Below are 25936 nucleotides of genomic sequence, written 5' to 3'. Positions count from 1 at the left end.
ATCCAAATGCGAATATTGCGACCCAGAGGTTTATCCGTTGGGGGAGTACTGCTGAAACTGCGCCAGATCAGCGCTGCTACAATAATGACAATCAAAGTGGATCCCGCTAGCATGATCCACCAGAGGGTATTTATTTCAGCCGCGGCAGGGCCGATTGGATCAAGCACCGATAAAGATCCCCCGCAGCCTGCCAACATTACGAGCGAAAAAAGTATCAGGGGCTTAGCATGTCTAAACATTCGCCCACGCCAGGCGTAAACCAGCCCGAAGAACCCGAAGACGCCACTGACGAAGCATCGCCCGACGATGCTTTTCGCGATCCTATTGAGGAAATTCCCGGGTATAACGCCACCGAAACCCGCGTCGCCATTCTGGGGCACCCGATTCACGCTATGAGCGTTGCTTTTCCTGTGGCGCTCACCTTTTGCACTTTCGGGGCTGACTGTCTGTATTGGTTTACCGGCGAGTCTTTTTTGGCAAGGGCTGCCATCTGGGCAGCTGGAACCGGGTTTTTCTTCGGCATGATGGCCGGGTTCACAGGCTTGTTTGAATTGTTGCTCGTCAGAGGTATTCGGGCTCGTGCAGCTCCCTGGACCCATTCCATTATTGCCGTGATGTTGCTTTCTCTGTTGGGTGCAAATTGGGGACAACGGCTCTCCGGCTACGAAGCGGGCGTTCTGCCTTATGGCATTCTGATGTCGGCTCTGTCCGTTGTGCTCGTGATCGTAACAGGTTGGCATGGCGGCAAGCTTGTATTTGACTATCGTTTAGGAGTCTCGAAAGGCAGCTGATTATCGCGTGCCTCACGTAGCCATTCGGGAAATTCGATACCCGACAATTCCGGTTTTGCCAACACCAAAAATAAAACTGCCAGCATCGGTAATAGAACAACCAGTAGAGCAATAAACGGTGTTGGTATATGTGTGCGGCCTTTGGTTTCCGCAACCTCTACGATGATGTGCCCAATCCAGGCATGGGCGAAAACCATCAGTGCGACAAAAAATAGCTTGCTGTAAAACCAGGGCTCGAATACGCCGCGTAAAAAAATCAACCAGGTGCCAACCACCACGGTAGTTACTGCGGCTGGAGTGACATAGTAAATATAGGTTTGATGAGTGGCGTGGCGAATGCGCCGATATTCCTCCGCGGTATCCTTTGGATCATGATGCGCAAGCATCAGCGGCAAGGTCACCAGGCCCCCGCACCAAACGATCAGAGCCGTTATGTGCACAGCTTTAAAAAGTGGAATGAGCGCAAACAAAAATTCAATCATGCAGCCTGGTCCGTAAGCTCCGACCAAGCGATACGGGCTCGCCATGCGCCGACGATGATATAGGGCAAAATAGCGGGGACCCACATGATCAATCCTGCCAATTGCTGATCGGCCAGTGGCGTCAGCCCCCACGCCAGAGGGGCGTTGGAATGCGCGGCGTAGAGCGGATTCGGCGCAAATGTCAAAAGAGCACCCAGTAACCCCATCTGCGTGAGCCCTGCGACAGTGAGATAGATGGATTGAATCGCAGGCCGCCGCCTATCTAGCACAATCTGCCAGAACCAGACGGCGCTGAGCAGTAAGCTGGCCTGCATACACCAGTACACACCGACGTGAGACAGCGCCAGGTCATAAAGTGGCGGCGCGTGCCAGATCCAGAGAACTAATGAAGAGACAGTAAACGCTGCGCCGGCGCCTGCAGCAATTCGCTTGGCTGGTGCAAAAACTGCCAGTAGCGGAGCCGCGACAGTAAATAGCAGGACGTGATGAACCACGCGCGCGGAAAACAGCGCTGAGGAAAGCGCGCAGAGCGGGGAGACAAACGTTAGAAACAGTACCAGAGTGGCGGCTATCCCGATGTAGCGTTTAGGTGACCGGTAAGAGAAAAACAGCAGAAGGCCCAGAAAGCACAGAACGAACGGATCAAAATTCCAATGTACCCAGAGGCTTTCCGGCATGGGTGGGTCCCCACAATAGGTGCGGTACAAACTATCCGGACCGATTCCGCTGTTCTTCATGGCGTTGGCCATACTTGCCCAGTTGGTGTCGAGGAATAGTTGCATGGTGTCAATGGCGCCACGTCCTTAGGCGAGACGCTCGGTTACCCTTTTGTGTCTGCAGTTGAGCGCGTTCGCTGTACCCGGTTTCCCGGTGTCCACCCTTTATGGATTCACTTTTTCTGAATCGAATCGCGATCTTTCCTGATCTAGCTAGTGAGTCAGAAGAGTCTAGCACGTCACCCCCCGATGGGCGGCGGCCGGCACTCGAGCGCCGGCCGGGGTCCATGTGGCGATGGGTGACGCCTGTTTATTCGTCCAGTACAATAGGGCTAGTCTCTAAATCAAGCCTCAACCCAGTACAGCCTCTTGCCCCAAGGTTTCCTCCTCACTCGCCACAGCTTTGATCAGCGCAACAGCACCTGTATCCACTACTGGCTGGCTACCCCTGAGGGCCCGGTCAAGCTGGTTATCGAAGGTGAGCGCCCGGTCTTTATGGTCAAGGTGGCGGACCGCACTCAGGTAAGCGAGGTGCTGGCTGGGGTGCCCCATGAATGGCAGCAGCTTGGCTTTCAGACCTTCAGCCGTGAAGAAGCGGCCATGCTGTATTTCCCTACCATTGATGCGCACCGCCGGGCTCAGGCTTTGTTGACTGATCGCGGCATTGAGGTGTTTGAGGCAGATTTTCGGCTTCACGACCGCTACCTGATGGAGCGCTTTGCACGGGGTGGGCTCTACTTTGAAGGTGTGGCCCGTGCCAAAGAGGGCTATACGGAATACCGCAACGTGCGCCTCAAGGGCGCTGAGGTGCAGCCGGGCTTCAAGGTGGTCTCCCTGGATGTGGAGTGTTCCGGCCAGGGTGTGCTGTATTCCATTGGACTTTACGGGCACGGAGTGGAAGAGGTGCTGATGGTGGGGCAGCCGGAAAGTGCCGAAACCAACATCCACTGGGTGAACGACGAGCGGGCGCTATTGCAAGCCCTGGAAGAAAGAATCCAGTCACTGGATCCGGACGTCATCATCGGCTGGGCGGTGGTGGACTTTGACTTTCGGCTGCTACTGAAGCGGGCCGGGCGCTATGGGCTGCGCCTGAAACTGGGGCGCGGTGGTTCTGATGCCCGCTGGCGGGATGGCCGGGAGGGCAACCAGGGCTTCGTGACACTGCCGGGCCGAGTGGTACTCGATGGCATCGACGGGTTGAAGAATGCCACCTACAACTTCGAAAGTTTCAGTCTGGAGTTCGTAGCCCAGACTTTGCTGGGCCGGGGCAAGGACACCGAAGATGTAGATAATCGTCTCGCGGCGATCGAACACGATTTTCGCCATGACAAGCCCAAACTCGCCGCCTACAACCTGGAAGACTGTCGTCTGGTGTGGGATATCTATGAGCACACCCGTTTGTTGGACTACCTGCGGCTGCGGGCTCAGCTTACGGGCCTGGAACTCGACCGCAGCGGTGGCTCGGTGGCGGCCTTTACCAATCTTTATCTCCCCAAACTTCATCGCAGCCGCTATGTGGCCCCCAACCTGCCGGCGGACGGTGGCCTGGCAAGCCCCGGCGGCTATGTGATGGATTCCCGGCCCGGCCTTTACGACAACGTGCTGGTACTGGATTTCAAGAGTCTGTATCCCAGCATTATCCGCACCTTCAAGATCGACCCTATGGGTCTGATTGAAGGGTTAGCTGAGGGGCTGGCGGAGAACGACGCCGGTGAGAGCAGTATCCCCGGTTTTCGCGGCGCGCGCTTTTCCCGCGACAAACACTTCCTGCCGGACATCATTACCAATCTCTGGGCCCAGCGTGATATCGCAAAGCAGGAGCAGGATGCCGCCCGCTCGCAGGCGATCAAGATCATCATGAATTCGTTTTACGGGGTGTTGGGAAGCGGAGGCTGCCGTTTTTACGATACGCGTCTGGCCAGCTCCATCACCCTGCGGGGTCACGAGATCATGCAGCAGACCGCCCGCTGGATTGAGGAGCTGGGCCATCAGGTTATTTACGGCGATACCGACTCCACCTTTGTCTGGTTGAGTGGCCAGCCCAGCCCGCAACAGGCGGATGCGGTCGGTAAGAATCTTGCCAGTGAGATAAACACGCGCTGGCGCAACAAGCTCAAAGACGAGCTGGCGCTGGCGTGCGAACTGGAGCTGGAATTTGAAACCCACTACCAGCGCTTCTTGATGCCTACTATCCGTGGGTCCGAGGCCGGCTCCAAGAAACGCTACGCGGGCCTGGTGGTGAAAGAGGGTGAAGAAAAGCTCGTGTTCAAAGGTCTGGAAACGGTGCGCAGTGACTGGACGGCCCTCGCCAAACAGTTCCAGACCAAGCTCTACGCAATGGTTTTCAAGGGCGAAGATCCGTCCGACTATATCTGCGAGACGGTGGAGAAGACCCGGGCAGGGGAGATGGACGAGCAGCTGGTGTATCGCAAACGACTCCGGCGCAGGCTGGATCAATACGTCAAAAACATACCTCCCCAGGTTCGCGCCGCGCGGCTGGCAGATGAACAGCGCCGCCTGCAGGGGCTGTCACCCAAATACCAGAACAAGGGCTGGATCCAGTACGTTATCACACTCAATGGCCCGGAACCGGCGGAGTACCAACTCTCACCGATTGATTACCAGCACTATATCGACAGACAGCTCAAGCCGGTGGCTGATGCCATATTGCCGTTTATCGACCTCGACTTTGAATCTCTTGTAGATGGCCAGTTGGGCTTATTCGGGCCGGCCGATTAAGCCCAGGTGGACGAAGCCTAGATACCTAATAGGCTGCATACGGTAAATAGTTGTTCCAGTTGCTCCAGGCTAGTTGTTGGACGGTTCTGTTGACGCCATTTGTCTGCATGTAGAAATTCCATCGGCCAGCATTTTTAACGCCAATAACATTTTTGTTTTGTAGGTTGATCGCGGCAAAGTTTGACTGGACAAGTATGTACCTCGCCGGGTCGACACCTCCAATCTTCGACGCGTCGATCAGTTGGGTTACTTCTGTACGGAGGTGGGTTCTCTGGGCGCCGGCAAAAACGCTTAATGGTGTGTTACCGAGGATACTCCGGCTAACTTGCCCATAAGTGGAAAATGGGTGGGGTAACATATGCGCCATAGACAACTGGCCGCCACCCCAATCCACGATGATCAAACTGCAGCCCGTTTGCCGTTCAGTTACCCAAAAGTCGGCCCCAGCAGTGTTCGGTCGGACCATCGCGGTAAATCTGTTTGGGGAGTTGTGAGCTCGCGTTGGAGTGACCACCGCATTCATATAAATGCGTGCATCATTGTTAGGCGCCCCTGGACCAATATTCAGACCTCCCGCTGTCAACGCAAATGGCACTCTCGTACAGCTTGTTTGGTGTCCGCCTGGCAGGCCAACCAGCAGGGGGTTATTTTGAAGTACGGTTTGCGGGTTTTGTTTCAAATCCCTTAGGGCATTGCGGGAATTAATTTGATCCTGTAGTGGCATTTTTCGACCCTTTATTCCTTTAATTGGTTAAAAGATGATATATCGTTCCTGTGTTGCGAGTAAGTCACGAAATGCGACCCTGAATGTGAATCGGGTCAATCGCGGTCGGTCGAGACGGGGCAATGGGCGAGCTTTACAATGCACCAAGCAGAGGTATAAACGATGAGTACTCCCACCAATTACTATTCCATTGGTTCCCCTGGCACCCCCTGGGGTGACGCTGAACGCAGCCAGTGGTTGTCTCGGCAGGCCTGTCAGCGCAGCTACGAATCTGAGGTGTTAGGCAACATCGATCAATTGCGTTCGCGCTTTGATGTGGAAGAGTACGGTCGTCTGGAATATGGCGATGAAAGCTTTCCGCTGATGGCCATTCGCAGCCGCGACTGGAATGACAATCTGCCAGTAATGCTGGTGACCGGCGGAGTGCACGGTTATGAGACCAGTGGTGTACACGGTGCGCTGCAATTCGTAGATCAACATGCTGCAGATTACGCCGGTCGCGTGAACTTGCTGGTGGCGCCCTGCGTCAGCCCCTGGGCTTATGAACGTATCCACCGCTGGAACCCCAACGCCATCGATCCGAACCGTTCTTTCTATGGCAACAGCCCCGCAGAAGAATCCGCAGCTCTGATGCGCCTTGTGGCACCGATCCGCGATCGTGTGGTCATGCATATCGACCTGCACGAAACCACCGATACTGACGAAACCGAATTCCGCCCGGCACTGGCGGCCCGTGACGGCAAACCATTTTCCCCGGGCGGTATTCCCGACGGTTTTTATCTGGTGGATGACAGTGAGAATCCGCAGCCCGAATTCCAGCAGGTGATAATTACTGCTGTAGAGCAGGTGACCCATATTGCCCCGGCTGACGAAAATAACGAAATCATCGGTTCGCCGGTAGTGGCCCGCGGTGTGATCGAATACCCCCTCAAACAGCTGGGTCTTTGCGCCAGCGTAACCAGCGCGCTTTATAAAACCACTACTGAGGTATATCCGGATAGCCCTCGCGTGACGCCTGAACAGTGCAATACTGCGCAGGCAGTGGCGGTGTGTGCGGCGATTGAGTATGCGTTGACACACGGATGATTGTCGGGGGCACGCTCAGTATGTGACCGTTGCGGTAATAGTGTCCTGGTAAGTTCCCGTCGGCTTTGCACCTTGTATAGGCACGCGACCATATACCGTGAGTGACTGGGTGTTACCGTTACCGGTGCTGCTTACGGTGGAACCTGCAGTATCTCCCCAAATTTGGGTACGCGCGGCATCCTGGTAGAGCTGGTAATCGATTGTGTCCGCGCCTAGCTGCATTTTGCGGTTGTTCATGTCGCCGTTATTTCCGCCGTCCAGGGATATGCTGTAGGCACCGTTCAGTGTGCAGGTCACCGATAAATTACTGCTGGCGTCTGTCTGGCCGATACTGGTGACAGAGCCAAAGTCGAGCGGGCTCGCTGAAATGGTGCAGTTTGGTTCGATCTGTAGCTGGGACGTCATGCTGTCCGGCAGAATATATACAGAACTGATCGAAGAACAGCTTTCCAGGGTTAGCCCTTCCCGCACTTCAATTCCATTCAGTATTGACTGGTAAAGGCCCACTGGCTTTCCGGTCTGCCCTGCAAATATACGCCCGTACACCGTTGTTACCTGAGTGCCGCCGAGTACAGTAAAGTCCAGTGTCAGTTGCTGGCCTCCGGGTACATCTCCCCAAACTTGAGTGCGCGCTGCATTCCGAAATAACTGGTATTGAAGGTCATAACCGCCGCTGATCATGCGTCGATCCGACAGGGAAATGCCACCACTGCCAATAGGTAGACTGATACATACGCGCCTTAACAGCAGGCTGCCGAGGGCGGGGCATTGGACGGTGATATTTGCACTTACATCTATCTGTGTCGTCGGTAGGCCGACCATGGCGCCGAAATCCAGAATTGGCGCTACGGTGTAGTTGCATGCCTGCCCCCAGCACTTTATTCCGACCAATAGGAGCATCAGTGGTAGTACGCGTTTGACGGTCAAAGTAGTGCCTCGCAGCGTTCGGGTGACAGTCGAAGCCGAATGAATCCGGGTTTCGATTCGACGCTGGGGCGGGCGGTGTAGTGACACAGGAGGTTTTGTTGTTGTACTTCGATACGTGCACCCGTTGAGATGTCATCCAGGTAGATCTCGCCATCATACCCCACCGGTAGGCCGCGATGTTCGTCTGCCTGGTGGAGGATGGCGTGGCTACCGGGGGCTAGCTCCCGGTTGTGCTGGTCCAGCAGCGTAATTATCGCGGGCTGTAGCTGAGCCATTGGAAAGACAACAAATTGACCGGCATGATCGGCGGGGACTGCGAACTGTTCCAGCTCTGCGACTTGTACATTTGCCGCCAGTTGATCAGGGTCAATGCCGATCCTGTTGCGTTGCCAGCCACGTAAATCGGGAATCAGAAGATAGCCCTTTTCATCCGTGTGACCATAGATGCGGTTTTCACTCAGGACGGGAATATTTCCCATGCCGGTGTACACCAGCGCGAAGGCGTCGTGGATTCGCCGACTGGCGATAAGTTGCCTGTCCATAACGGCAACGCTGCCTCCGGCCTCAACAAAATAGCCGCGTGCACTACGATCCCAGTCAATGCCAGCACGTGCCTCTAGGTAGCGACCACGGGTTTCCACTGCGGCTTGGCCGTAACCGCCGTCCGCGTCACCACCCTGAAGCCACCAGCCCCAGCCGCCATCATAGGGAGTGGTGCGCCGAAGTTGTGCCTGCGGTTCCATTGATCCACCACTGCGACGGTGCGCGCCGACCGCGACGTAGGCCAGGTGCTGCAGCGGAATGCTGAATGTCAGATTACCTCCGGAGCCGGTGTCGTCATCCCGAAACAGCGCAGCAGAAATAGAAAGTCGTCGGCCGATGTTTTGCGTCCAGCTGAGGCTGTGAGTGCTATTAAATTCTTGCGGCAGCAAGCGCTCCCGGTAATCTCGTCGGCGCAGATAACTGTAGGCGAGGCTGCCACGTCCAATCTGGAGCCAGGTGGTGGCACGGTCCTGCGCGTTGAGCCAGCGCTCCGTCAGGGTTCTGTCTGTATCCATATCAGCCAGATCGCAATAGCCCCGGGAGCGGCGCACAGATTGCACATCTATGCCCAAAACCGGGCCAACCCATTGATAGCCCAGGCTGTATTGAAATCCAGATTCATGATGCTCGCGAGGGGCTGTGGAGTTGCTGTAGGCAAGGGCGGTGGAGACCAGCCCCCAGCGCCTGCCCGGTGACCATACGCCTCCGATCCCCGCAAGCGAAAGGTCATGCGCAAGCTCGGCGTGTGCCTCGAATGTAAACGCATCTGAAATACCCTGCAGCCAACTGGCACTGGCTACTGGATCTTCTCTGTAATCATCCCAGCCCCCTGCAAAATCGGTACGCAGTACACCGGCCTCGAAACTGAAATCGCTGAGCCCGGGTGCAAGACGGCGGTGATCGACATAAAGGGGGGCACTGGTTTCTGATGTTCGACCGAGGGCATCGGTTACCACCAGCGTCGCGATCCCGGCCCCGCTGATTCTGGGCAGGGTATTCAGCACAAAGGGCCCACTGTCGATGGCTTCATCATATTGAAGAATATTGTTGACGTAGAGCTCGACGGTCGAGGGAAGGGCAGCGCTGCCATCGAATCGCGGTACCGGTAACGTGATCAGGTCGGGGCGTACATCGAAGTTACGCCGCCACTGAATTCCAGCCATGCGCACCGGGCGAGACCAGCTATGTCCTCCGCTAATCAGGTCACCCGCGGTCCATGTCCACATTCGTATGGGGTCGCTGTAGGTCCAGTAACTATCTAGCCGACGATAACCAACGGCTTCCCCACCGCTGCGACTTACCCCGGCAATCTGCAGGCTCCCGTAACGACCGAACCAGTTTAATGAGGTACCGAGGGACGCGTTGCTTTGCCCCCGCCAGTGCCGGGCGTAGACGTCATACCCGAGCAGCAGTCCGTGATCCCGGCGCACCTCAACCGGTGGCGGTGGCCGGTAGCCCAGTTGCTGCCTGTGACGGAGACTCGCAGGTGCATGGAGAACCAGAGACTGAGTTGGAATATCGTAGCGATAGGAAAGACCGGCCACAGAGTCCAGAGGTACCCATTGGGTCGCGTTTGTTTCCGCTATCGTGAGACCAATTTCGTGAAGGTCCCCGGCGATGACAAACAGCCGGTTTTCACGAAGTTGTGCATGTACGATCAATCCACTGCTGCGCTCACCGTAAAAAGCTTCCAGGTACAAGTCCTGAGTCGACATTGCCTCCGTAGGAAGGTGATCGGCAGCGAGTTGGTGGCGATCGAGAGAGGTAAATGCTTCTGTTGTGACAGTGAGGCTACCGACAAACAGGTAGAGGAGTGCGCGGACTGAGCGGACACCAAGCTTGCTATTGCAGAGGGATAGTGCTGGGTTGTCCATTGAGCAGTGTTTCCAGTCGCAAGGGGTGCGTGGAATTCGATTCAGGTAGATGGGTATTGTCTGGTAGTGTCCAAACCCTGCGACTGCCAGGTAATACGTAGCCGAGTAAACCTGCACTGAGTGGCACAGCCCAACCAGAGTCATCGGTCAGGCGAGTGGCGCCTAGCTGAGCTGCTCGGCCACCGGAATTGAGGCATTCCAATAAGCCCGCGCCTTCATTGATACTGCAGGAAATCTGGGAGGGAAGTGCGTCTCCAGCACGTACAAACAGCGGCAGAACATAGCGCATCCGAACATGGACTTTTGCGTTGTCATCGCGGTTGTTTGATGGCAACTCGTCCACTACCAGGCGGAAATTATGATCTTGCCCCGAAGCCGCTGGCCCCAGCCGTACGATGCGCACGATCTGCTCTGCGCCGGGTGCGAGCTGGACTATCGGCGGGCTTGCAACTACGGCATCACTGGGTGTCAGTTGATCTTCGCCATCAACCTGTTGCCAATGGAATATTCGAACCTGCGCGGAAAGTTGCCCGTCACCGGTATTGGAAAGTCTTAAGCGTGAAGCCTTATCTCTAGCGCCGATCTGCACCAGTATAGGACCTGCCTGCAGTTGACCTTTGGCGAACGCCGCAGCACAGAAAATAGCGCTGATGAACAATATGAACCAACGCAGACGCGCGTGCGGAATCCGCATCTTAGAAGGTTGCCGTGGCGGTGATCGTAGAGTCGTAAGTGCCTGCAGGCTTGGGGTTTTGCCCTGGGCCAGTGAGCCCATAAACATCGAAAGTATCAGCACCGCCCGTACTGGTGAGGTCAATGGTAAACGTGCCGGTACTTCCATCACCGAGAATTTCGGTATTCGCCGCATCACGGTAAAGGTTGAAGTCGATGGTATTGGTACCGTCGTCCATTTGCCTGGTGGTAAATGAGCTAGTGCCGCCTGTCCCTGCGCTGAAGGCAACGCTTACGGGCGCAATACCGGTACAGGTGATAGAGCCGGTAGTGGAGCCGGAAATCGAAGGCGTCAAATCATTGACGGTACCGAAACTGAGGTCGTTAATAGAAATAGTGCAGTCATTTTCGATAGTGATGGATACATCGAATGTTGTTACATCTGTGGCGGAGAACACGGGGGCCGAAAGCAGTAGGGCGATAAGGGAAAGTGTTTTCTTTTTATTCACGATAACCTCAGCTGTTTTTAGACGCTGCCGGAAAATTTTTATGTAGGCTAAAGCTAGCCCAATTCCGGACAGCTGTATGGTTTATCGCGAAAGGTTGGCGGAAAAGATAACCTTAGTTGAGCTCAGAGGTGTCACAGCTGTGAGGTGTACCCGTCCGAATGTGTGACATGGTTCTTGGTTTGGTCGCCTAAACGCTTTTTGGTGATGGCTATCTATTGCGATTGAGTGAACTGATAAAAGCTTTCTTGGGGATTTCTCAGTCACTCGGGGTAGATGTTATGTGCGCATCTGATAGCGCATGATCACAATATCCCGCCCCTGCTTTTGATATGTGTGGAATCTATCAATGATGGCGGAAGGCAAGCCATTTTCTCCCACAAGGGCATAACCGAGTGATTCGTAAAACGGAGTCAGGTGCTGATAGGGGAAGGTAAATGTGCTGTCGTCGTAGGCTTCTGCCATGTGGGTCAGAAGCAGTCGCGCGACGCCTTTACCCCGGTAGCCTTCCGCGACGGCGACACCGGTGAGTAATTGGCTGTCGGTGAGTTTGCGAAGCGAGCCGCAGGCAATGATCTGGTTGGTGCTATCCCGGATTACCATACATGGGTCATGCCGCCGGGCTTTACCGCGTAATTTTTGGTTGCGATAGAACTTATTGGCTAAAGGTATCTCCTGGTCGGAGAGCCATTGGGTAGTATAAAATTCAGTCGATGTATCCAAGCCCATATTTCTTTATGCCACGCGAAACCTGTCCTGACTGCCGACGCCCACTCAAGACGTGCTATTGCGATGACCTGGTGTATATTCCCAGTCATATCAAGGTAATGATCATACAGCATCCTCTGGAGGAGAAGCACCCGTTCAATACCGGGCGTATGGCACATCTGTGCTTACCGAATAGTACGTTGGTGGTTGCGGAGCGCTTGCCTGACAATAAACTAGCTGAGCTGTTGAAGCCCCGATCGGCGCTACTCTATCCTTCCCTGGAGTGGCTCCCGCAAGTGCCGGAGTTAGTCCCAGGGGGACCAGGCGCCTGTGAGCTGGAGCAGCTGGTTGTGATCGATGCGACCTGGCGCAAATCAAAGAAAATGCTCCATCTGCACCCAGTACTGCAAAAACTGCCGAGGGTAAGCTTTGCCGGTGCGATCAACTCAAACTACCAGATCCGCCATTCCTCGATGGAAAACAGTCTATCGTCGCTGGAAAGCATTGCTCTCGCGATGGATGCATTGGAGCCTGAGGGCGGCTTTACGCGGTTGCTCAGACCGTTCGAAAAGATGGTGTCAACGCAACTGGAGCTGGCCCGTTCTCATTCGCGTTAGAAGTAACGCCGTATTTCAAGTTGCAGGTAATCGTCGCGATGAAAACTGAATTCCGGGGATGTGGTATCGATAGAGGAGAATACCCTTGCCTCAATCCCAAGGTGCCAGAAACTGTTCAGCCGGCGTTCGGTTTCGATGGATATAAATCGATTGCCGTTATCGAGGTCTGTTGCGAGTAATGCGAGTACCTCGGTTCCGTTGAAATCATTCAGTGAAAGCCTGAGACCGGCCGCGATATCGTTCTGACTCAATCGTTGGCGCAAGCCTGCGCGATCGTCGAACTGGTACTCGGTAATTATTCCAAGATCAGCACTGCTTCCACCGAGGCCATAGAGAGTATATTCAAACCCACCGACGAAGGCCGTGTTGCGACCGTGCCCTGTCTCATAGACGGATACGGCCTCAAGTTTCAACAGCGTGGCATCCAGTGTGGCTTGGACTTCGAAACCAGTCTGTTCGATTTGCTGATAATGTGGCCGCAACCCCCAAACTTCGCCACTCAACTCGGGCACCAGGAGTGGCGTGCGGCTGGTTCCAGAAAAATGGCTGATACCGATATCCCAGATATCGAAATAATTAGACCAACGCAGCGCCCAATCCACATGACGCTTGCCAGCACTGGATTGAAAGACCGGGTCCGAGTGAACGATAAGTGGAAATCGCAGCCTCGCAGACTCTGATGGATACTCTCTGCTACGAAAGTAGGGAAGCAGGTAACCCTGTAGCGATCCCCAATTTTCTGTCCAGCTCAGCTGTACCATGGGCTGTCCGAGCTTTTCCTCTCCATCCATATCTTCGACAAAATCGTCCTGATTGATAATGTCGACCAGGTGGACAGACTCGGTGACGCCCCAGAATATCTTCTGGACACCGACGGAGACACTGCCGTTTTCAATCGTGGTAAGCCAATAGGCCTCCCGAAGATCAAAGTGGGATCGCTGACTGTCGGCACTATCAAGACGCCCGAATGCTTTGACCTGTATCTGGTGAGCATCTGAGACTTCGTAATACTGCTCAAGCTCTGCAGAAATGGAAGCGGAATGCTCAGATTGTTCTGCGTACAGTGGATTTTGCGGGAAATACCGTGTCTGCGCCGCGAGGTATCCGTCAGTGCTTGCACCAATACTATGGGATTGCAGCAAAAGCAGGGTGAAGGCTCCAAATAGACGGGAATTAACACAAGATCGCTTGCCCGCCGGAAGCGACTTTGTACGCGAATCATGTCTCTCCGTGCGACGCGTCTTATGCGAAATGATCCTACACATGGGAGTACTCAGGGGGTTGAGGAGGAAGACGTCGATTCAGTTGCGCCATTATTCAGGCGAATGGCCCCGAGGGTATATAGGCTTCCCAGGCCGATGCATAGCAGGGAAGACCAGAATAGGAAGGCGGGTCTGACCTGCAATTCGGCAAAATAGGCAGATTCTCCCACGAATAGCAGGGGGACACCGAGCAGACCCCGGGCGAGCAGAATTGCTCCAATTGTGTAGAGAGCAACGCGGGTCAGTGGCAACCGCCGGATGACATTGGCAGCGCCAAAAGCATAAGCAGACCAGATCAGGAGAACGGACGCGATGAACAGCGTTACGATCGCAGGGTAGGTAGACCCGCTTTCTGCCATTCTGGCCATCTCTTCACCGGCGCCCCAGAATCGATACCAATCGGGTCCTCCGATAATGATGAAAATATGAAGAAGTGCTCCTGCGAGAGTGATAACACCGGCGGCGATAAGGGTACTGCGTTGGCTGATCATGGAAAGTCCTGGCATCTACGAAACATCGGATTGATTAGAAGCGCGCTTTATTTCTGATGCTTCATACCGCTGCGATGAAAGGTCGCGGGGTCGAAATCCACACCAAAAGACAATTTATTGGTGGCGAGTATGGTTTTGTTCTTATTCTGTACGTTGACCATGGTTTTCGTATTCGCCCGCCAATAGCGATTCTCATACAGAGTGTAGTCTGATAGCAGTAGCGTCTTGAGAAGGCTATCTTTGCGATCATAATATTCGACCTTGCTCTGGCGCAGATGCTTGGTGTCTAACCAGACTTTCAGTTTGGTATATCCGGAATTTTCGTATTTCGGAATGTATTCGATGACATGGTTCGGTTTTCCCTGAAAGTCTTCCAGTTCCACGTATCGATAGTCGTATTTTCCGATTTCAAATGAGCCGACGTCCTCGTAGGCGAACTCGCTGCCAAGAAATGGTCCGGATTTGTTCCGCGAGGCGATCCGTTTGATACGCCCCAGAGCGGGCATGTAGATCCATTGCTGATCCGGCTCGAGAACGCGGGATATATTCAGAAAGACGGTGCCTTTGACGTCATGTGGTGTGTCGAAAATCGTCAGGCTTTTATCACCATCGTCGGCTACTTCGAGCATCATGGTCCGCAACTCTCGACTGACGCTATTACCATTTTTGTCGAAGAGGGTCATGGTCATTTCTGCGGATGCATCTACCCACCCAGCATCGCGTTGCTTGCTTTCGGTAACGATTGCGAGTGCCTTTTCATTATTTTGTTCCACAGCCCAGGCCTGCCCGGACAGTACTATCGCCAGGATGAGATGCGGGATTGTCTTGTTCCATTTCATGGTTAACCTCACTGTAAACCGTTATTGATTGACTTCAAGCCGATTGAGGCTGTACGTCCACCGGAAGTGCAGAAGCCGCGCGCCTTCTGCGAAGGGTGATGATGAGTAGAGCAGGGAGAACTATGAGGTCAAGCATGAGGGCGATCAGTATACAGACCGCAGTGAGAAGCCCCATCTCGGAATTCACCTTGAAGTGCGATAACGCCAGTATGCCGAACCCGCCCGCCAGAATCAGACTTGTGCTGACGATAGCGCGACCGACATGACGTATGGTGCGGGGAACAGCCTGCTCGATTCCAAGACCGGCGCGCTGATAGCGCAGACAGCGGTACAGAAAGTGGATGGTGTCATCTACCACAATACCCAGACTCATGGCTGCAACAACCGAGACCGCGAGGCCCACCTCACCGACCACTATCCCCCAAAGCCCGAACGCCATCAGCGCCGGAGCGAGATTCGGTAGTAGACTGATGGCACCATATTTCAATGATCGCATCATCAACAACATCAAAATTGAGATCCCGATCAGTGCGAGTGCCGTACCAGTGAGCATTGATTTGATATTTCGTAGACTGATGTGCGCGAACATCAATGTGGGGCTGCCCGCGAGCACCTCAATATCCCCCCGCTGGCTCCACCATTGCTTCGCACGCTCTTCAAAGGCAAGCACCTGCTGAGTGGGTATCGTTGACAGCGTTGCCGAGACCCGTAGGGAAGATTTGTCCAGGCTCATCTGGTTTTTCAGATCCAGCCCATAGGGCAGGGACATCTCGTAGAGAAAGATATATTGCGCGATTTCCTGCTCTGTCTCTGGCAGGCGGGCATAGTGTGGATCATCGCCATGCAGGTTTTTGTTCAGGCGCTTGATGGTACTGAGTAGTGAACTTACATGTGTCACTTCCGGTTGCTCATTCAACCATGTCACGAATTCTTCAACATTACGTAGATATGCGGGGTCATAAACCCCATTCTCCGTGCCAGAATCGATGGCATAGTCGATAAAATAGAGCCCGGTAAGACTCTGTTCTATGGTGTCACTGTCAGCACGAAACTGGATTTCGCGATCGAAATAATGAAGAAATGTATCGTCGATCCGGTTCTTGGGTACTTGCGCAACAAGCGCAGCGACAATGAGTAATCCAGCTGCGGCAATGAGCCCTGGTTTCTGAACGATTTTATGTGCGAGGCCACCCAGTAGCTTGTCTGTACCGCGTAGCGTGATCCCTTGTTGTGTGACAGGCGGTAGCAACCATAGTAGCGTTGGCAGGACGGTCAGCGAGAGAACGCCAGCAAACAGGATGCCCAGTGCGGTGATATTGCCAAGATCCCGAAACGGTGGTGAATCACTGAAATTCATTCCGATAAAGCCAATTGCCGAAGTAATGGAGGTAAGCGTGATCGGCATCCAGTTGTGCGAGAACGCATAGCGAAGCGCCTTCAGCTTAATCCGGGTGTTTTGTAGCTTGTGCTGATAGGACGAAATAAAATGAATGCAATCAGCGATAGCGATGGTCAAAATCATTAAAGGTGCTGAGGCGGAGGGCGGAGTGAGCTGTATGCCAATCCACCCCGCTGCACCCAGTGCCATAAGAACAGATGCGACGATGATACTGGTTGTTGCAAATACCGCGGTCAGCGAGCGAAACAGTGCATAGAGGATGACCAACATCAGCAGTAGCGCACCGGTGATAAGGGTTTCCCCATCCCGCATGGACACTTCTGCGAATGCGTAATCCATGGGAACCACACCGCTGACATAAAAGGCCAGTTGCGGGTGCTCTTCTTCAACACTGCTAATCATCTCTCTCACGGCTTCCATCACTTCTTTCGGCTGTCCCGGTGTGCGCTCATCGGGAAAGCTGATGGTGATATAAAGTGCCGTATGCGCGCTGTCGTTTGACAACAGTCGACCCACAAGCTCTTCCTGACGAAGTGCATCCTGGTTGGATCTTGTCAGGAAATCCTGGGTTAGAGGTTGATCCGTTGGAACCAGGTCTCGTACCGTAAGATCGTCATTTTCCGCCTCACTGAACTGAAAATTGGTAATGGAATCAACCCGCGTCGAGTAGGGTATTTTCCACGACAGTTCGGTGAGTTTATGAATTGCGGATATGGTGGACTCGGTAAAAACGCGATGGTTTTCCGGTGATAGCATGATCATCACCGTATCGCTCTTTACAAAACGGTCCTGAATGGTATCGAACGCTCTCAGTTCCGGGTTCTCATTATCGTAGAAAGCGTGATAGTCCGTATTGAAACTCAGTTTAGGAATGCCTGCGGCGAGCCCAATGACAATGATCGCCAGTAGGGCAAGCAGATGATACCGGTATTTCTTGGTTAAACTGTCCATGTTGTACGCTTTCTGGTCGTGAGTTGGAGCGAAGCTTTGATGTTGCTGGTACTTTAGGCGGGCTGAGCCTTTGTGTGATCAACCGCCTGCAGGCTGGTGGCGGACACTTTTAGTGTTCCGCGGGCACAGATCTTTCCGCTCTGTAAAGCTTGAACCTTGAATTCGCGAAACGCGTCGCTATCACTTACGATCTTGACCCGCAGTTCAAGAGGTGCTCCGGGGAATACCGCTTTTGGAAACTTGATATCCGAGTGCAACAGGACGTATACCTGATCCGCTGCCAGCTTTTGTGTGTCCGTGATGCTTTTTGCTTCCAGTGCAAGGAATGCCGCACAGGACTGTGCAAGGGCTTCGGTCACCAGAACGCCCGGCATAATCGGAAAGCCGGGGAAGTGCCCCTTAAACCAATAGTCGCTCTCACTCACCGAACGTTGCGCGTGTAGCGCAACACCGGGGGAGTAGTCGACAATTTGATCAATCAGTAAGAATGGTTCGCGATGGGGAATCAATTCCCGTATATCGATCGTTTTGTACATTTGGCTTACCTATCGCTTCTGAAAGATCACAAGGCTATGTTGCCCGTCGTCGTCACAGGCAAGGATGCCAATGGTTGACGGTGCTGCAGTAGGTTCCCCGAGTACATACGGAGTAGCTTCCTTTGGAACCTGAAGTCCCTTGGTTAACGTTTCATTAACCCATCCCGCGAAAACAAAGGCATTTGCGCATTCGCCAGTTTGGCCGAGCCATGCTTCGCCATCTATCACGTACTGTGCGCTATTGCTGGCGTACATCGCGGCAGCAAGCGACTTGCTGTCATCGTAGAATTTCGATGCAGAAGCAATGATCAGACAATCGAGACCCGCAGGCAGATTCTTGGTGTTGATCGATTGGTTGATCATTGTCACGACGCTGTTCAGGTCTGGTGTTGGACTGGTGAAAATCGTTGGAATGTGGACTAGCACCTGATCGTCTTCCCGGGATCGACGAACCACGAAACTACAGGCGAGTTCTCGGGGCTTTGAGTGCAGCGACTGATGATAGGGTGAGAAAATTTCTACCGCGCCAATAATTCCCAGATTAATTGACTCGTTCTCTATACTCAGAAACGCGAGATCCAGGGTGTGGGCAAGGCTGGATTGACCTGAAGAAACTGTACAGTTTGGACCCTGGACACCCGCAAAACGGGCGAAATGGCTTGCCACCACATTCGCAAGGGTATTTGGCGCGTGCAGTGGGCTGACATAATCGGGGCCGTGATTCCGTGCACACATGTCGAAAACGAAGTCGTCTTCCAGATTAATGTGCTCACCGGCAAAGAAAACACCAATGGCACCTGGGTCTCTCTGCAGGGTTTCAGCCGATTCCGAATCCTCGAGAAGTTTGCACGCAGTGGAGCTGAATAGCTTGGTTGCAGCACTCAGGTGTCGGCTCTTCCCGATACTTTTGTCTGCGTCATAGTTTGAGAAGGTGCCGGTAAGTGCCCCTGCTCTGACGGCATCAAAGCATGTATTCGCGGAAACCGTTTCCGGGAATTTGACGGTAAAACGTTCAATGGCAAAAGTCATAGGGCACCTTTATTCGTAGCGGCTCATTACAATGGAAGCGACATTGCCACCGAAGGCAAACGCATTGCTTAGCACATGGTTTACTTTTGCTTCTCTGGCATGATTGGGGACGATATCCAGCGGGTAGGGGAACGCGGGGTCCAGGTTCTGAGTGTTTGCAGTGGGGGGCAGTGCCTGCTCTTTCAGTGCCAACACACAGGCAACCGCTTCAAAGCCGCTCGCAGCGCCCATACAGTGTCCGATCAGGGATTTGATGGAACTCACCGGGATTTCATTGAGTGTATCGCCGAACACCCGGTGTAGCGCAATGGCTTCTGACTCATCGTTGGCCCGAGTGCCTGTGCCGTGCGCACTGATATAATCAATGTCCGCTTTCTCGATATCCGCCATTTCCAACGCCTGTTTCATGGCGCGGACGGCGCCGTTACCCTCCGGATGCGGTGCGGTCGCGTGGTAGGCATCGCAGGTGAGGGCGTAGCCAGTAACTTCCGCATAGATCTGTGCGTTGCGCGCTTTAGCGTGCTCCAGTTCCTCAAGCACCAGAAACGCAGCACCTTCGCCTACAACCATTCCATCGCGGTTCTCATCGAAAGGTCGGCAGGGGCCCTTGGTGGACGCATTGAGGCGGTGGAAGATGGTATAGCAGGTACGACTGAATGGGTCCGCGCCCCCCGCCAGGATGACATCATTCCTTCCGCTACGAATGCGGTCGAAGCCGACACCCACGGAGTAGTTTCCGGCTGCACATGCGTTTACCAGCGTTGCAGACCCACCGTACAGCGACAGTCGTTTTGCCGTCTCAGTGCTCAGCTTTGCCGGGCTGAAATTCTCGATATCGGCTTTCGGGACAATCGCGGGGTCCTGATCTTCCTGTAAATTGTGGCGGTCGATCGCCCGTTCAACCAGGTCCTGGTTGCCCATGGTTGTGCCGATCAAAACGCCATAGCGATTTGGCTTGTCCGGGTCGATATCGAGATTGGCATCGGTAATTGCCATACTGGCCGCAGCCACACTGTATCCGACCGCCTGGCCAAATGTCGCGAGACTCGGATCCTTACTTTGTGGTAGTTGCTCCCAGTCTTTGATCTCCGCTGCCAGAGGGCGAGGGTATTTATCCGCATCCAGCTTTGTAAGCCTGTCGATACCACTCTGGCTATCCATCAATCCTCCCCAGAAAGATTGAATCTGACTGCCCAGAGGTGATACCACCCCGATACCCGTAACGACTACTCTTCGCATTGTACTCTCCTTGTGGCGCAGCTGATTGCGCGGGGTAGGTTGTGCTAGGCGCTCAGTCCGCCATCGATTACCAGTGTTTGCCCGGTGATATAATCGGCGTGATCTGACAGCAGGAAGAGCGTGGCCTTAGCCACCTCGCTTACTTCACCAACGCGCCGGGCGGGAATCATTTTTGTAAGCTTTTTCATCGCCAGCTCATTCATCTGATCGACCATGTCGGTACGGATAAACCCGGGGGCGATACAGTTGACCTGAACACCGAAACGAGCCATTTCATGGCTGAGAGTTTTTGTCAGTCCGACCAGGCCCGCCTTGGATGCCGAGTAATTTGCCTGTCCTGCACTTGCCTGAAGTCCACTGACGGAAGAGATAAAAAGAACCTTGGCGTTGTCGTGATGGATCATGTGCTTTAACGCAGCCTGAGTGATAAAGGCACTGCCGCAAAGATTGGTATCGATTACTCGATCCCAGCTTTCCGCTGGCATGGTCATGAAGGCCTGGTCGGCGGTAATCCCTGCATTATTGACGAGGGCGTATAGGCTTCCTTCATTGGCGATTACATCATCCACTACCGCCTGGCATTGCTCCGGATCAGCGACATCCGCTTGCACACCGCGGCAGTACAGGCCCTGTGCGGCGCTGTCGCCCTCGATATCCCGTGCCAGCGCTTCGTTGTTGCGGTAGGTGAATACCACTCTGGCGCCGCTCTGGCTGAGGGCGTCTACAATGCCTTTACCGATTCCACGGGTTCCGCCGGTTACGATGACGGTTTTGTCTTTCAAAGAGCTATACATAGTTCTCTCACGCTAATGTTGTAGAAGCCGGACACCTATCGAAGGTGTCCGGGGACATATTCAGAATCAGGTCGACCATCCGCTTCATGCTGCTGCGATGGAGGCTTTTCGGTACGAATGTCGCGCTAAGTTCATGCCAGTGCCGATGGAGATCCTCGGAGATCTGTTCGCTGCAAGCTGTTTGGCGGATCTTCCGGATACATTGCTGCGTCTGCTCAAGACAGTCGGCGACAATATTCTCGCTGCCCTCAGGGGTAAGTACGCCGTGATGCGCGGTCACTATCTGACGTACAGGGCTCCGGCTGAGCGTGTTCAGGGTTTCCAGGTATGCCGCTGCGTGGTCGAATATTAATGGGCGCCATTGATGCGTTGCTGGATCGAGCTCCCCCAGACAATCCCCGGTGAATAGCCGTTGTCTCTGGAAGTCATAGAAACACACATGATCCGGTGAATGTCCTGGGGCGGCTAAAGTGACGACTGTGAGCCAGGCGCCGGCCACAAAGGACACCCCGAGATCGAGCACCCTACTGGGCATTGCGTTTAGGCTGATACAATCCGTTGACAGAGTGGGCACACCCAGATCCGTATTCAGTCTGCTGATGACTGCACGGGTCGACGCGCTCTGCCAGGCAGCGATCGTTGCTGCACTTGCGACGATTTCCACATTTGGCATAAGTGGTACGACGTAGGGAAGCATTCCACAGTGGTCATAGTGTTTGTGGGATACAAACCAATAGCGTATGGCTTCCAGGGGTATCCCGTGTTCGGCCAACTGCGTAAGAAGTAAATCGCTATCCCGTCCGATACCACCCTCGAACAATGCAAATTCATGGTCATTGATCGGGACGGCATAAACCGATACACCACTTGAACCCAGAATTTTCAGTTCGTCGCAAACCCAGTTTTCACGGCTGTGGCATTTCATGGTCAGGGAACCCGGTACACCAGGCTTCCCCAGGTCGCACCGGAACCGTAAGCGAGACAGAGTACCGTCTGACCAGAGGAGAGTCTGTCCATATTTAACGCCAATGTTGCGGGCAATGAGGCGGAGGCCATATTGCCGAGCTTATGCACGGTTATAAGAAACTTTTCCTTGGGGATGCGTAGTTCCTCTCGCACACAATCCAGTATTCTGAGATTTGGTTGATGACAAATGACATAGTCAATATCGTCGAGAGTTAATTCGTTGTGTTCAAGGGTTTCCTTGGCAAGTCGGATCAGCGTATTACTGGCGTGCTCAAACATCGGGCGCCCATTCATGACAAACTCGGTATCCCCAGCCTCAATCTGTTCTGGACTTAGAAATCGGATACCTGCAGATCCAGGGGCTTTGGTCATCAGCAGATCAAAGTAGTTACCATCAGCTCCTAGCTGGCAGTCGAGCATCCCCGATTTAGCATTTTCACTTTTACGGACAACCGCAGCGGCGGCGCCATCTCCAAGCAGGATGGCCAGATTCCGACCTTTGTCGGAGCAATCCATACGCTTTGACAGCACCTCGCCACAAACGATGAGAATATTCTCGTATTTGTCGTTGTTGAGAAGTGCGTTAGCCAGTTCAAGGCCATATACGAATCCGCTGCACTGGGCCCGTAAGTCCATCGCCGGAACGCAGTCGAGGCCCAGCTTTCGCTGAATCAAGCAGGCCTGGGATGGATCGTGGTGGTCTGGCGATAACGTATTCACCAGCAAAAAGTCGATTTCTGAAGGGCCTATTCCGGAATTTTCCATTGCCTGTATGGCCGCGGGAATCATCAAGTCACTACATGCTTGTCCGCTCGCCGCATGGTGTCTGTAGATGACACCCGTACGTTCGATGATGAATTCCTCAGAGGTATTCATCATTTTGACAAGATCTGCATTTGAAACACATCGATCGGGTATCTTACAACCCATTCCCGCTATCTCTAAAGCCATGAGATTTTCCACTGCCTCAATTATTTGAAAATATTGTCCATTTTACTGGCGAGATAAATGTTGCCTTTCACGAGAAGTTTGCGCGTCAATATCGCTGTCATTCCCTTCAGCTCATTATTCACCAGTCGCAGATAGGAGTTCTCGTCGGTTTCAAAAGTCACATCTGGGTTTTCCCTGCGCCCCTCGAGTATGGCGAACTCACCATTGTTAACGTGGATGCAGAACTCTTTGCCGTTCTCTCCATTGATGATCCACTGATACTTTGCATCTACGCCTTTACTGGCCGCAGGCTGAAAGCGGGCGTCCATGGATTGAATCACTTCATCGATAGAACTTATGCGCTGTGTCATTACTGCTGGCCTCTCGCTAATGCATTATTAATTACGCGCTCGAACCCCTGCATTACCCAGATGTCGTGGTAGTCAGGGTGGTAAATACCAGATTTTACGAAGTAGTGAATGCTTGGCATCACAAGCTGATCATTGAGTTTCTGCCTGTGGTCGGAGTAGAGAATGACATCAAGCAGATGTTCGTGGTCTTTGAAAGCGGGGTCCTGGAAGCCGATCTTTTCGAAGCAATCGATATTTGTGATGCCCTGGTCCACCAGCTGGCGAAGATATACTGCGGTCAACTCCTGAGCTTGGTGTTTGAATGTGGGGTCACTGTCAATGAGGTTCTGAATCATCTGTTGCCCCCACTTGATATGCCGCATCTCTTCTTTCCAGTGGGCTTGCACCACCGCTTTCGCCATCGGATGTACGTAGTCCGCATCGACATCAAGACGTTGATATTCATCTGCTATCCATTCGATGACCATGGTCAGAAATACGGCCATCAAAGGGTATTGCCCGGTACCGGCATTGTCATCGTAGAAAGTCCTGAGAAAATCAGGCATTGGATAGATGTCGCTGCCGTAGTAACGGATGGCTTTCTTGAATACCAGCGTGTGTACGAGCTCTTCCTTGATGAAGTGCTTCATGTAGTCTCTTACCAATGGAAGATCATCGAAGGCACCGTTGTTGAGCTCTTTCATGTAGTACTCAACGACCAGAGATTCGAGATGCACGAATGCTGACCACCAGGTAATCATTTCCTCCTGGGAGAGTTTCTGAATTTCTTCAGGTGTCGCTTTATCCCAGAACTCTGTGCCGTAAATGGAAATACGCTCACGCTTTTTTAGAAAAGGAGGTTCGACAATCTCCATGTCCCAAGGATGATCGTGGAGAGTGCTCATTGATTTTTTTTCAGACGATAGAATGAGACGCTCAGTGACTTTGTTGATACGGTCAATGTTGGCTTGGTGTACGACAGCCTGCTGCGACATGGTCTTATGCTCCTTCTGGGATCGGTTGTCGATTGCGGATGGTGGCGGCGGTAAACCCGAGGCACATGGCGGGTTCGTAACCGGCTCCGTTTATCCAGGTTCCGACAAACTGAAGCCCCTGAAATGGTGGTTTCTGTAGAAATCGCACGTTTCTTTTCGGCGTTGGTTTGTACCCGAAAGAGGACCCACCGTACGAGTTGGTGAACTTTTTACTGGTCTTCGGCGTCGATACGTCGAAATACCGAATGTGCTTTTTGATATCCGGAAAATGTGACGCAAAACGATCGATCAATAGTTGTGCAATCGCAATTTTCCGTTTCTTGTATGTCTGACGATCCAGTTCGAACCAGTCAGACTGATGATCCAGTACTTCGAGTTGGATGACGTTTCCGTAGGAGGAATCGAGTACCGAGTAGTTTGATACCGAAAGCGGCCAGTGCTGATACCGCTCGTCGGATGCGGCGAGTCCTTCTGCGCAGTCCAGGTACTGCGTCGAAGCGAACAGATAGTCGTCTTCTGTTATCCCGATATCCTTCGGCGGTCTGTCCAGTCCGAGATAGACGATAAAGGCACCCAGCCCGAACTCCAGAGATTCCAACTTTTCAGCGAAACGATCTAACTCTGTCGTTGAAGGGCTGAGATCGATAATCTGATTGGGGCAACCGGTGAACACGGTGTGTCCTGCGGTTATGTCGTACCGTCTGGTCAGGCAGCCGGTGACGGTGCCTTCTTTCACCTTCAAGCGGTTTACCTCCTCTCGGACGATCAATTGACCGCCGCGACGTGTAAACTCACCGGCCAGGGTGTCAGATAGCGCCTGTGACGATCCTTTGACAAAACGTTTCTCTGTAAAGAAGAACGTGTAAGCAAAATGGAGGAAGTACAGCGCATCGACTTCATAGGCTTCTACACCAAGATTGATTGCAATTGCACAAAATAGCGTAATCAGTTCCCGGTTGTTGAATAGCTCGCAGAGATAGTCGTATGTAGTGATTCGACTTAGTTTCCGCCCACGCACGATTTCATCCAGACTGAGTTCGTGCTCGCCCAGAGCCAATCGTGCGATCATGTAGTTCTGATAGCCGCAGCCTTTTATATCTGAGACGAAACGCTGTATTGACTCAGCCTCATCGGGGAACGCCTGCAGTAACTGAGCTATGAATTGCTCAGGGTGTGCAGACAGACGAAGGTTTCGCTTTCCGATAAAGATGTTCGTCAAGTGTTCGTAGGTCTCAAAGTCCACAAGGTCAATGAGTCCCGTACGGGTCAACGCATCTTCGAGGTTTCCGTTTTTGCCGAACCCGGTAATCTTGTGAAGACTGCAATCGAATATATATTCGCCTTTACGGGAAAAGTTGGTGGCATAGCCACCAACTTTTGTGTGTTTGTCTATGACAACCACACGTTTCCCGGAAGCGGCGGCTACATTCCCGTAGACCAGCCCGGTAAGACCTGCACCAACGACCAGTTCGTCAGCGAAAATTTTCGCTCGTTCCTTCATTGAACAAATCTCGATCAGGCGGTCGCTGCTTCTTTCGCGTCGACCAGTTCATTGATCAGATCGGCAATGGCCTGAATGGTCACCATTTCTTCATAGCGGGACGGTGGAACCTTTACTTTATACTTTTTCTCCAAGCCTACCGTGATCTCCAGCCCGGCCAGAGAATCCAGGCCTACGTCTTCCAGGTTGTCCTGAAGACCGATTTCCGTGTCTTCCAGCTCGCCGGCTTCGATTGCGAGGCTTCTGATCGTCTCGATAAGATTGTCCAT

The 25936-nt window shown here is 53.3% G+C and carries 26 protein-coding genes; 4 read left to right on the top strand and 22 right to left on the bottom strand.

Annotated features, from left to right (window positions below; translation table 11 throughout):
• The first annotated feature begins 227 nt into the window (after positions 1–227).
• Positions 228–791: a DUF2231 domain-containing protein gene (locus AU11_RS03415; protein WP_051687058.1), complete on the top strand. Its 564-nt coding sequence runs from the start codon at positions 228–230 to the stop codon at positions 789–791.
• Here the strand turns inward: AU11_RS03415 and AU11_RS03410 are convergent.
• Together AU11_RS03410 and AU11_RS03405 are read right to left on the bottom strand one after the other, a co-directional pair.
• Positions 761–1273, bottom strand: a complete 513-nt coding sequence (locus tag AU11_RS03410; protein WP_043316437.1) for a CopD family protein — start codon at positions 1271–1273, stop codon at positions 761–763. The genes AU11_RS03415 and AU11_RS03410 overlap by 31 nt on opposite strands.
• Positions 1270–2055 carry a cytochrome c oxidase assembly protein gene (locus AU11_RS03405; protein ID WP_197023748.1) on the bottom strand — a complete coding sequence of 262 codons (786 nt, stop codon included), beginning with the start codon at positions 2053–2055 and terminating at the stop codon, positions 1270–1272. Before AU11_RS03405 ends, AU11_RS03410 begins: the two co-directional genes overlap by 4 nt.
• Before the next feature lie 303 nt (positions 2056–2358).
• On the opposite strand from AU11_RS03405, the gene AU11_RS03400 reads away from it, so the two are divergent.
• Entirely contained in the window at positions 2359–4728 is a 2370-nt protein-coding gene (locus AU11_RS03400; RefSeq protein ID WP_043316435.1) for a DNA polymerase II, read from the top strand.
• 25 nt (positions 4729–4753) lie between these two features.
• Here AU11_RS03400 and AU11_RS03395 read toward each other — a convergent pair whose 3' ends face one another.
• Entirely contained in the window at positions 4754–5452 is a 699-nt protein-coding gene (locus AU11_RS03395) for a hypothetical protein (protein WP_156035111.1), read from the bottom strand.
• A 162-nt stretch (positions 5453–5614) separates the two neighbouring features.
• Here AU11_RS03395 and AU11_RS03390 point away from each other — a divergent pair, with 162 nt between their 5' ends.
• Positions 5615–6538 (top strand): M14 family metallocarboxypeptidase, encoded by a 924-nt coding sequence (locus AU11_RS03390; RefSeq protein ID WP_043316431.1) that lies wholly within the window; start codon positions 5615–5617, stop codon positions 6536–6538.
• Positions 6539–6553: 15 nt separating this feature from the next.
• On the opposite strand, the gene AU11_RS03385 is transcribed toward AU11_RS03390, so the two are convergent.
• The 5 genes from AU11_RS03385 to AU11_RS03360 all read right to left on the bottom strand — a co-directional run bounded on the left by AU11_RS03385 (position 6554) and on the right by AU11_RS03360 (position 11789).
• The gene (locus AU11_RS03385; RefSeq protein WP_081847907.1) at positions 6554–7465 is read right to left on the bottom strand and encodes a spore coat U domain-containing protein; all 912 of its coding nucleotides are present in this window, start codon (positions 7463–7465) and stop codon (positions 6554–6556) included.
• Entirely contained in the window at positions 7462–9882 is a 2421-nt protein-coding gene (locus AU11_RS03380; RefSeq protein WP_197023747.1) for a fimbria/pilus outer membrane usher protein, read from the bottom strand. The genes AU11_RS03385 and AU11_RS03380 overlap by 4 nt, the downstream gene beginning before the upstream one ends.
• Positions 9851–10576 (bottom strand): molecular chaperone, encoded by a 726-nt coding sequence (locus AU11_RS03370; protein ID WP_051686912.1) that lies wholly within the window; start codon positions 10574–10576, stop codon positions 9851–9853. Before AU11_RS03370 ends, AU11_RS03380 begins: the two co-directional genes overlap by 32 nt.
• Position 10577: 1 nt before the next feature.
• Positions 10578–11063 (bottom strand): spore coat U domain-containing protein, encoded by a 486-nt coding sequence (locus AU11_RS03365; protein WP_043316424.1) that lies wholly within the window; start codon positions 11061–11063, stop codon positions 10578–10580.
• Between the two features lie 276 nt (positions 11064–11339).
• Complete coding sequence (locus AU11_RS03360; protein ID WP_051686911.1) at positions 11340–11789, bottom strand: GNAT family N-acetyltransferase; 450 nt, start codon at positions 11787–11789, stop codon at positions 11340–11342.
• Here AU11_RS03360 and AU11_RS03355 point away from each other — a divergent pair.
• Positions 11774–12385, top strand: coding sequence for a tRNA-uridine aminocarboxypropyltransferase (locus tag AU11_RS03355; protein ID WP_369797782.1), 612 nt, complete (start codon positions 11774–11776; stop codon positions 12383–12385). The two genes, AU11_RS03360 and AU11_RS03355, sit on opposite strands and share 16 nt — an antisense overlap.
• On the opposite strand, the gene AU11_RS03350 is transcribed toward AU11_RS03355, so the two are convergent.
• From AU11_RS03350 to AU11_RS03285, 14 genes are all read right to left on the bottom strand, one after another.
• A complete protein-coding gene (locus AU11_RS03350; RefSeq protein WP_051686910.1) occupies positions 12382–13527 on the bottom strand; it encodes a hypothetical protein in 1146 nt (381 codons plus the stop codon). The two genes, AU11_RS03355 and AU11_RS03350, sit on opposite strands and share 4 nt — an antisense overlap.
• 131 nt (positions 13528–13658) lie before the next feature.
• Positions 13659–14138, bottom strand: a complete 480-nt coding sequence (locus AU11_RS03345; RefSeq protein WP_051686909.1) for a hypothetical protein — start codon at positions 14136–14138, stop codon at positions 13659–13661.
• Positions 14139–14185: 47 nt separating this feature from the next.
• On the bottom strand, positions 14186–14977 hold the full coding sequence (locus AU11_RS03340) for an outer membrane lipoprotein-sorting protein (protein WP_043316418.1): 792 nt from the start codon (positions 14975–14977) through the stop codon (positions 14186–14188).
• A 34-nt stretch (positions 14978–15011) separates the two neighbouring features.
• Positions 15012–17327, bottom strand: a complete 2316-nt coding sequence (locus AU11_RS03335) for an RND family transporter (protein WP_043316416.1) — start codon at positions 17325–17327, stop codon at positions 15012–15014.
• 53 nt (positions 17328–17380) lie between these two features.
• Positions 17381–17863 carry a 3-hydroxyacyl-ACP dehydratase FabZ family protein gene (locus AU11_RS03330; RefSeq protein ID WP_051686908.1) on the bottom strand — a complete coding sequence of 161 codons (483 nt, stop codon included), beginning with the start codon at positions 17861–17863 and terminating at the stop codon, positions 17381–17383.
• Positions 17864–17872: 9 nt separating this feature from the next.
• Positions 17873–18892: a beta-ketoacyl synthase N-terminal-like domain-containing protein gene (locus AU11_RS03325; protein WP_043316414.1), complete on the bottom strand. Its 1020-nt coding sequence runs from the start codon at positions 18890–18892 to the stop codon at positions 17873–17875.
• Positions 18893–18901: 9 nt separating this feature from the next.
• Complete coding sequence (locus AU11_RS03320; protein WP_043316412.1) at positions 18902–20131, bottom strand: beta-ketoacyl synthase; 1230 nt, start codon at positions 20129–20131, stop codon at positions 18902–18904.
• Positions 20132–20175: 44 nt separating this feature from the next.
• On the bottom strand, positions 20176–20925 hold the full coding sequence (gene fabG / locus AU11_RS03315) for a 3-oxoacyl-ACP reductase FabG (protein WP_043316409.1): 750 nt from the start codon (positions 20923–20925) through the stop codon (positions 20176–20178).
• A gap of 7 nt (positions 20926–20932) precedes the next feature.
• Positions 20933–21850 carry an MBL fold metallo-hydrolase gene (locus AU11_RS03310; RefSeq protein WP_043316406.1) on the bottom strand — a complete coding sequence of 306 codons (918 nt, stop codon included), beginning with the start codon at positions 21848–21850 and terminating at the stop codon, positions 20933–20935.
• Between the two features lie 2 nt (positions 21851–21852).
• A complete protein-coding gene (locus tag AU11_RS03305; protein ID WP_043316404.1) occupies positions 21853–22842 on the bottom strand; it encodes a beta-ketoacyl-ACP synthase 3 in 990 nt (329 codons plus the stop codon).
• 20 nt (positions 22843–22862) lie between these two features.
• Positions 22863–23192, bottom strand: a complete 330-nt coding sequence (locus AU11_RS03300; RefSeq protein ID WP_043316402.1) for an SCP2 sterol-binding domain-containing protein — start codon at positions 23190–23192, stop codon at positions 22863–22865.
• Positions 23192–24166: a diiron oxygenase gene (locus tag AU11_RS03295; RefSeq protein WP_043316399.1), complete on the bottom strand. Its 975-nt coding sequence runs from the start codon at positions 24164–24166 to the stop codon at positions 23192–23194. Before AU11_RS03295 ends, AU11_RS03300 begins: the two co-directional genes overlap by 1 nt.
• Positions 24167–24170: 4 nt before the next feature.
• Positions 24171–25667: an NAD(P)/FAD-dependent oxidoreductase gene (locus AU11_RS03290; RefSeq protein ID WP_043316397.1), complete on the bottom strand. Its 1497-nt coding sequence runs from the start codon at positions 25665–25667 to the stop codon at positions 24171–24173.
• A 14-nt stretch (positions 25668–25681) separates the two neighbouring features.
• The gene (locus AU11_RS03285) at positions 25682–25936 is read right to left on the bottom strand and encodes an acyl carrier protein (RefSeq protein WP_043316394.1); all 255 of its coding nucleotides are present in this window, start codon (positions 25934–25936) and stop codon (positions 25682–25684) included.

Origin of the sequence: Microbulbifer sp. HZ11 (assembly GCF_000708675.1) — a bacterium.
In the GTDB taxonomy this organism is placed as follows: domain Bacteria; phylum Pseudomonadota; class Gammaproteobacteria; order Pseudomonadales; family Cellvibrionaceae; genus Microbulbifer.
Note: the sequence above shows the minus strand (reverse complement) of the source record. Positions and strands in the feature narration are given on the sequence as shown.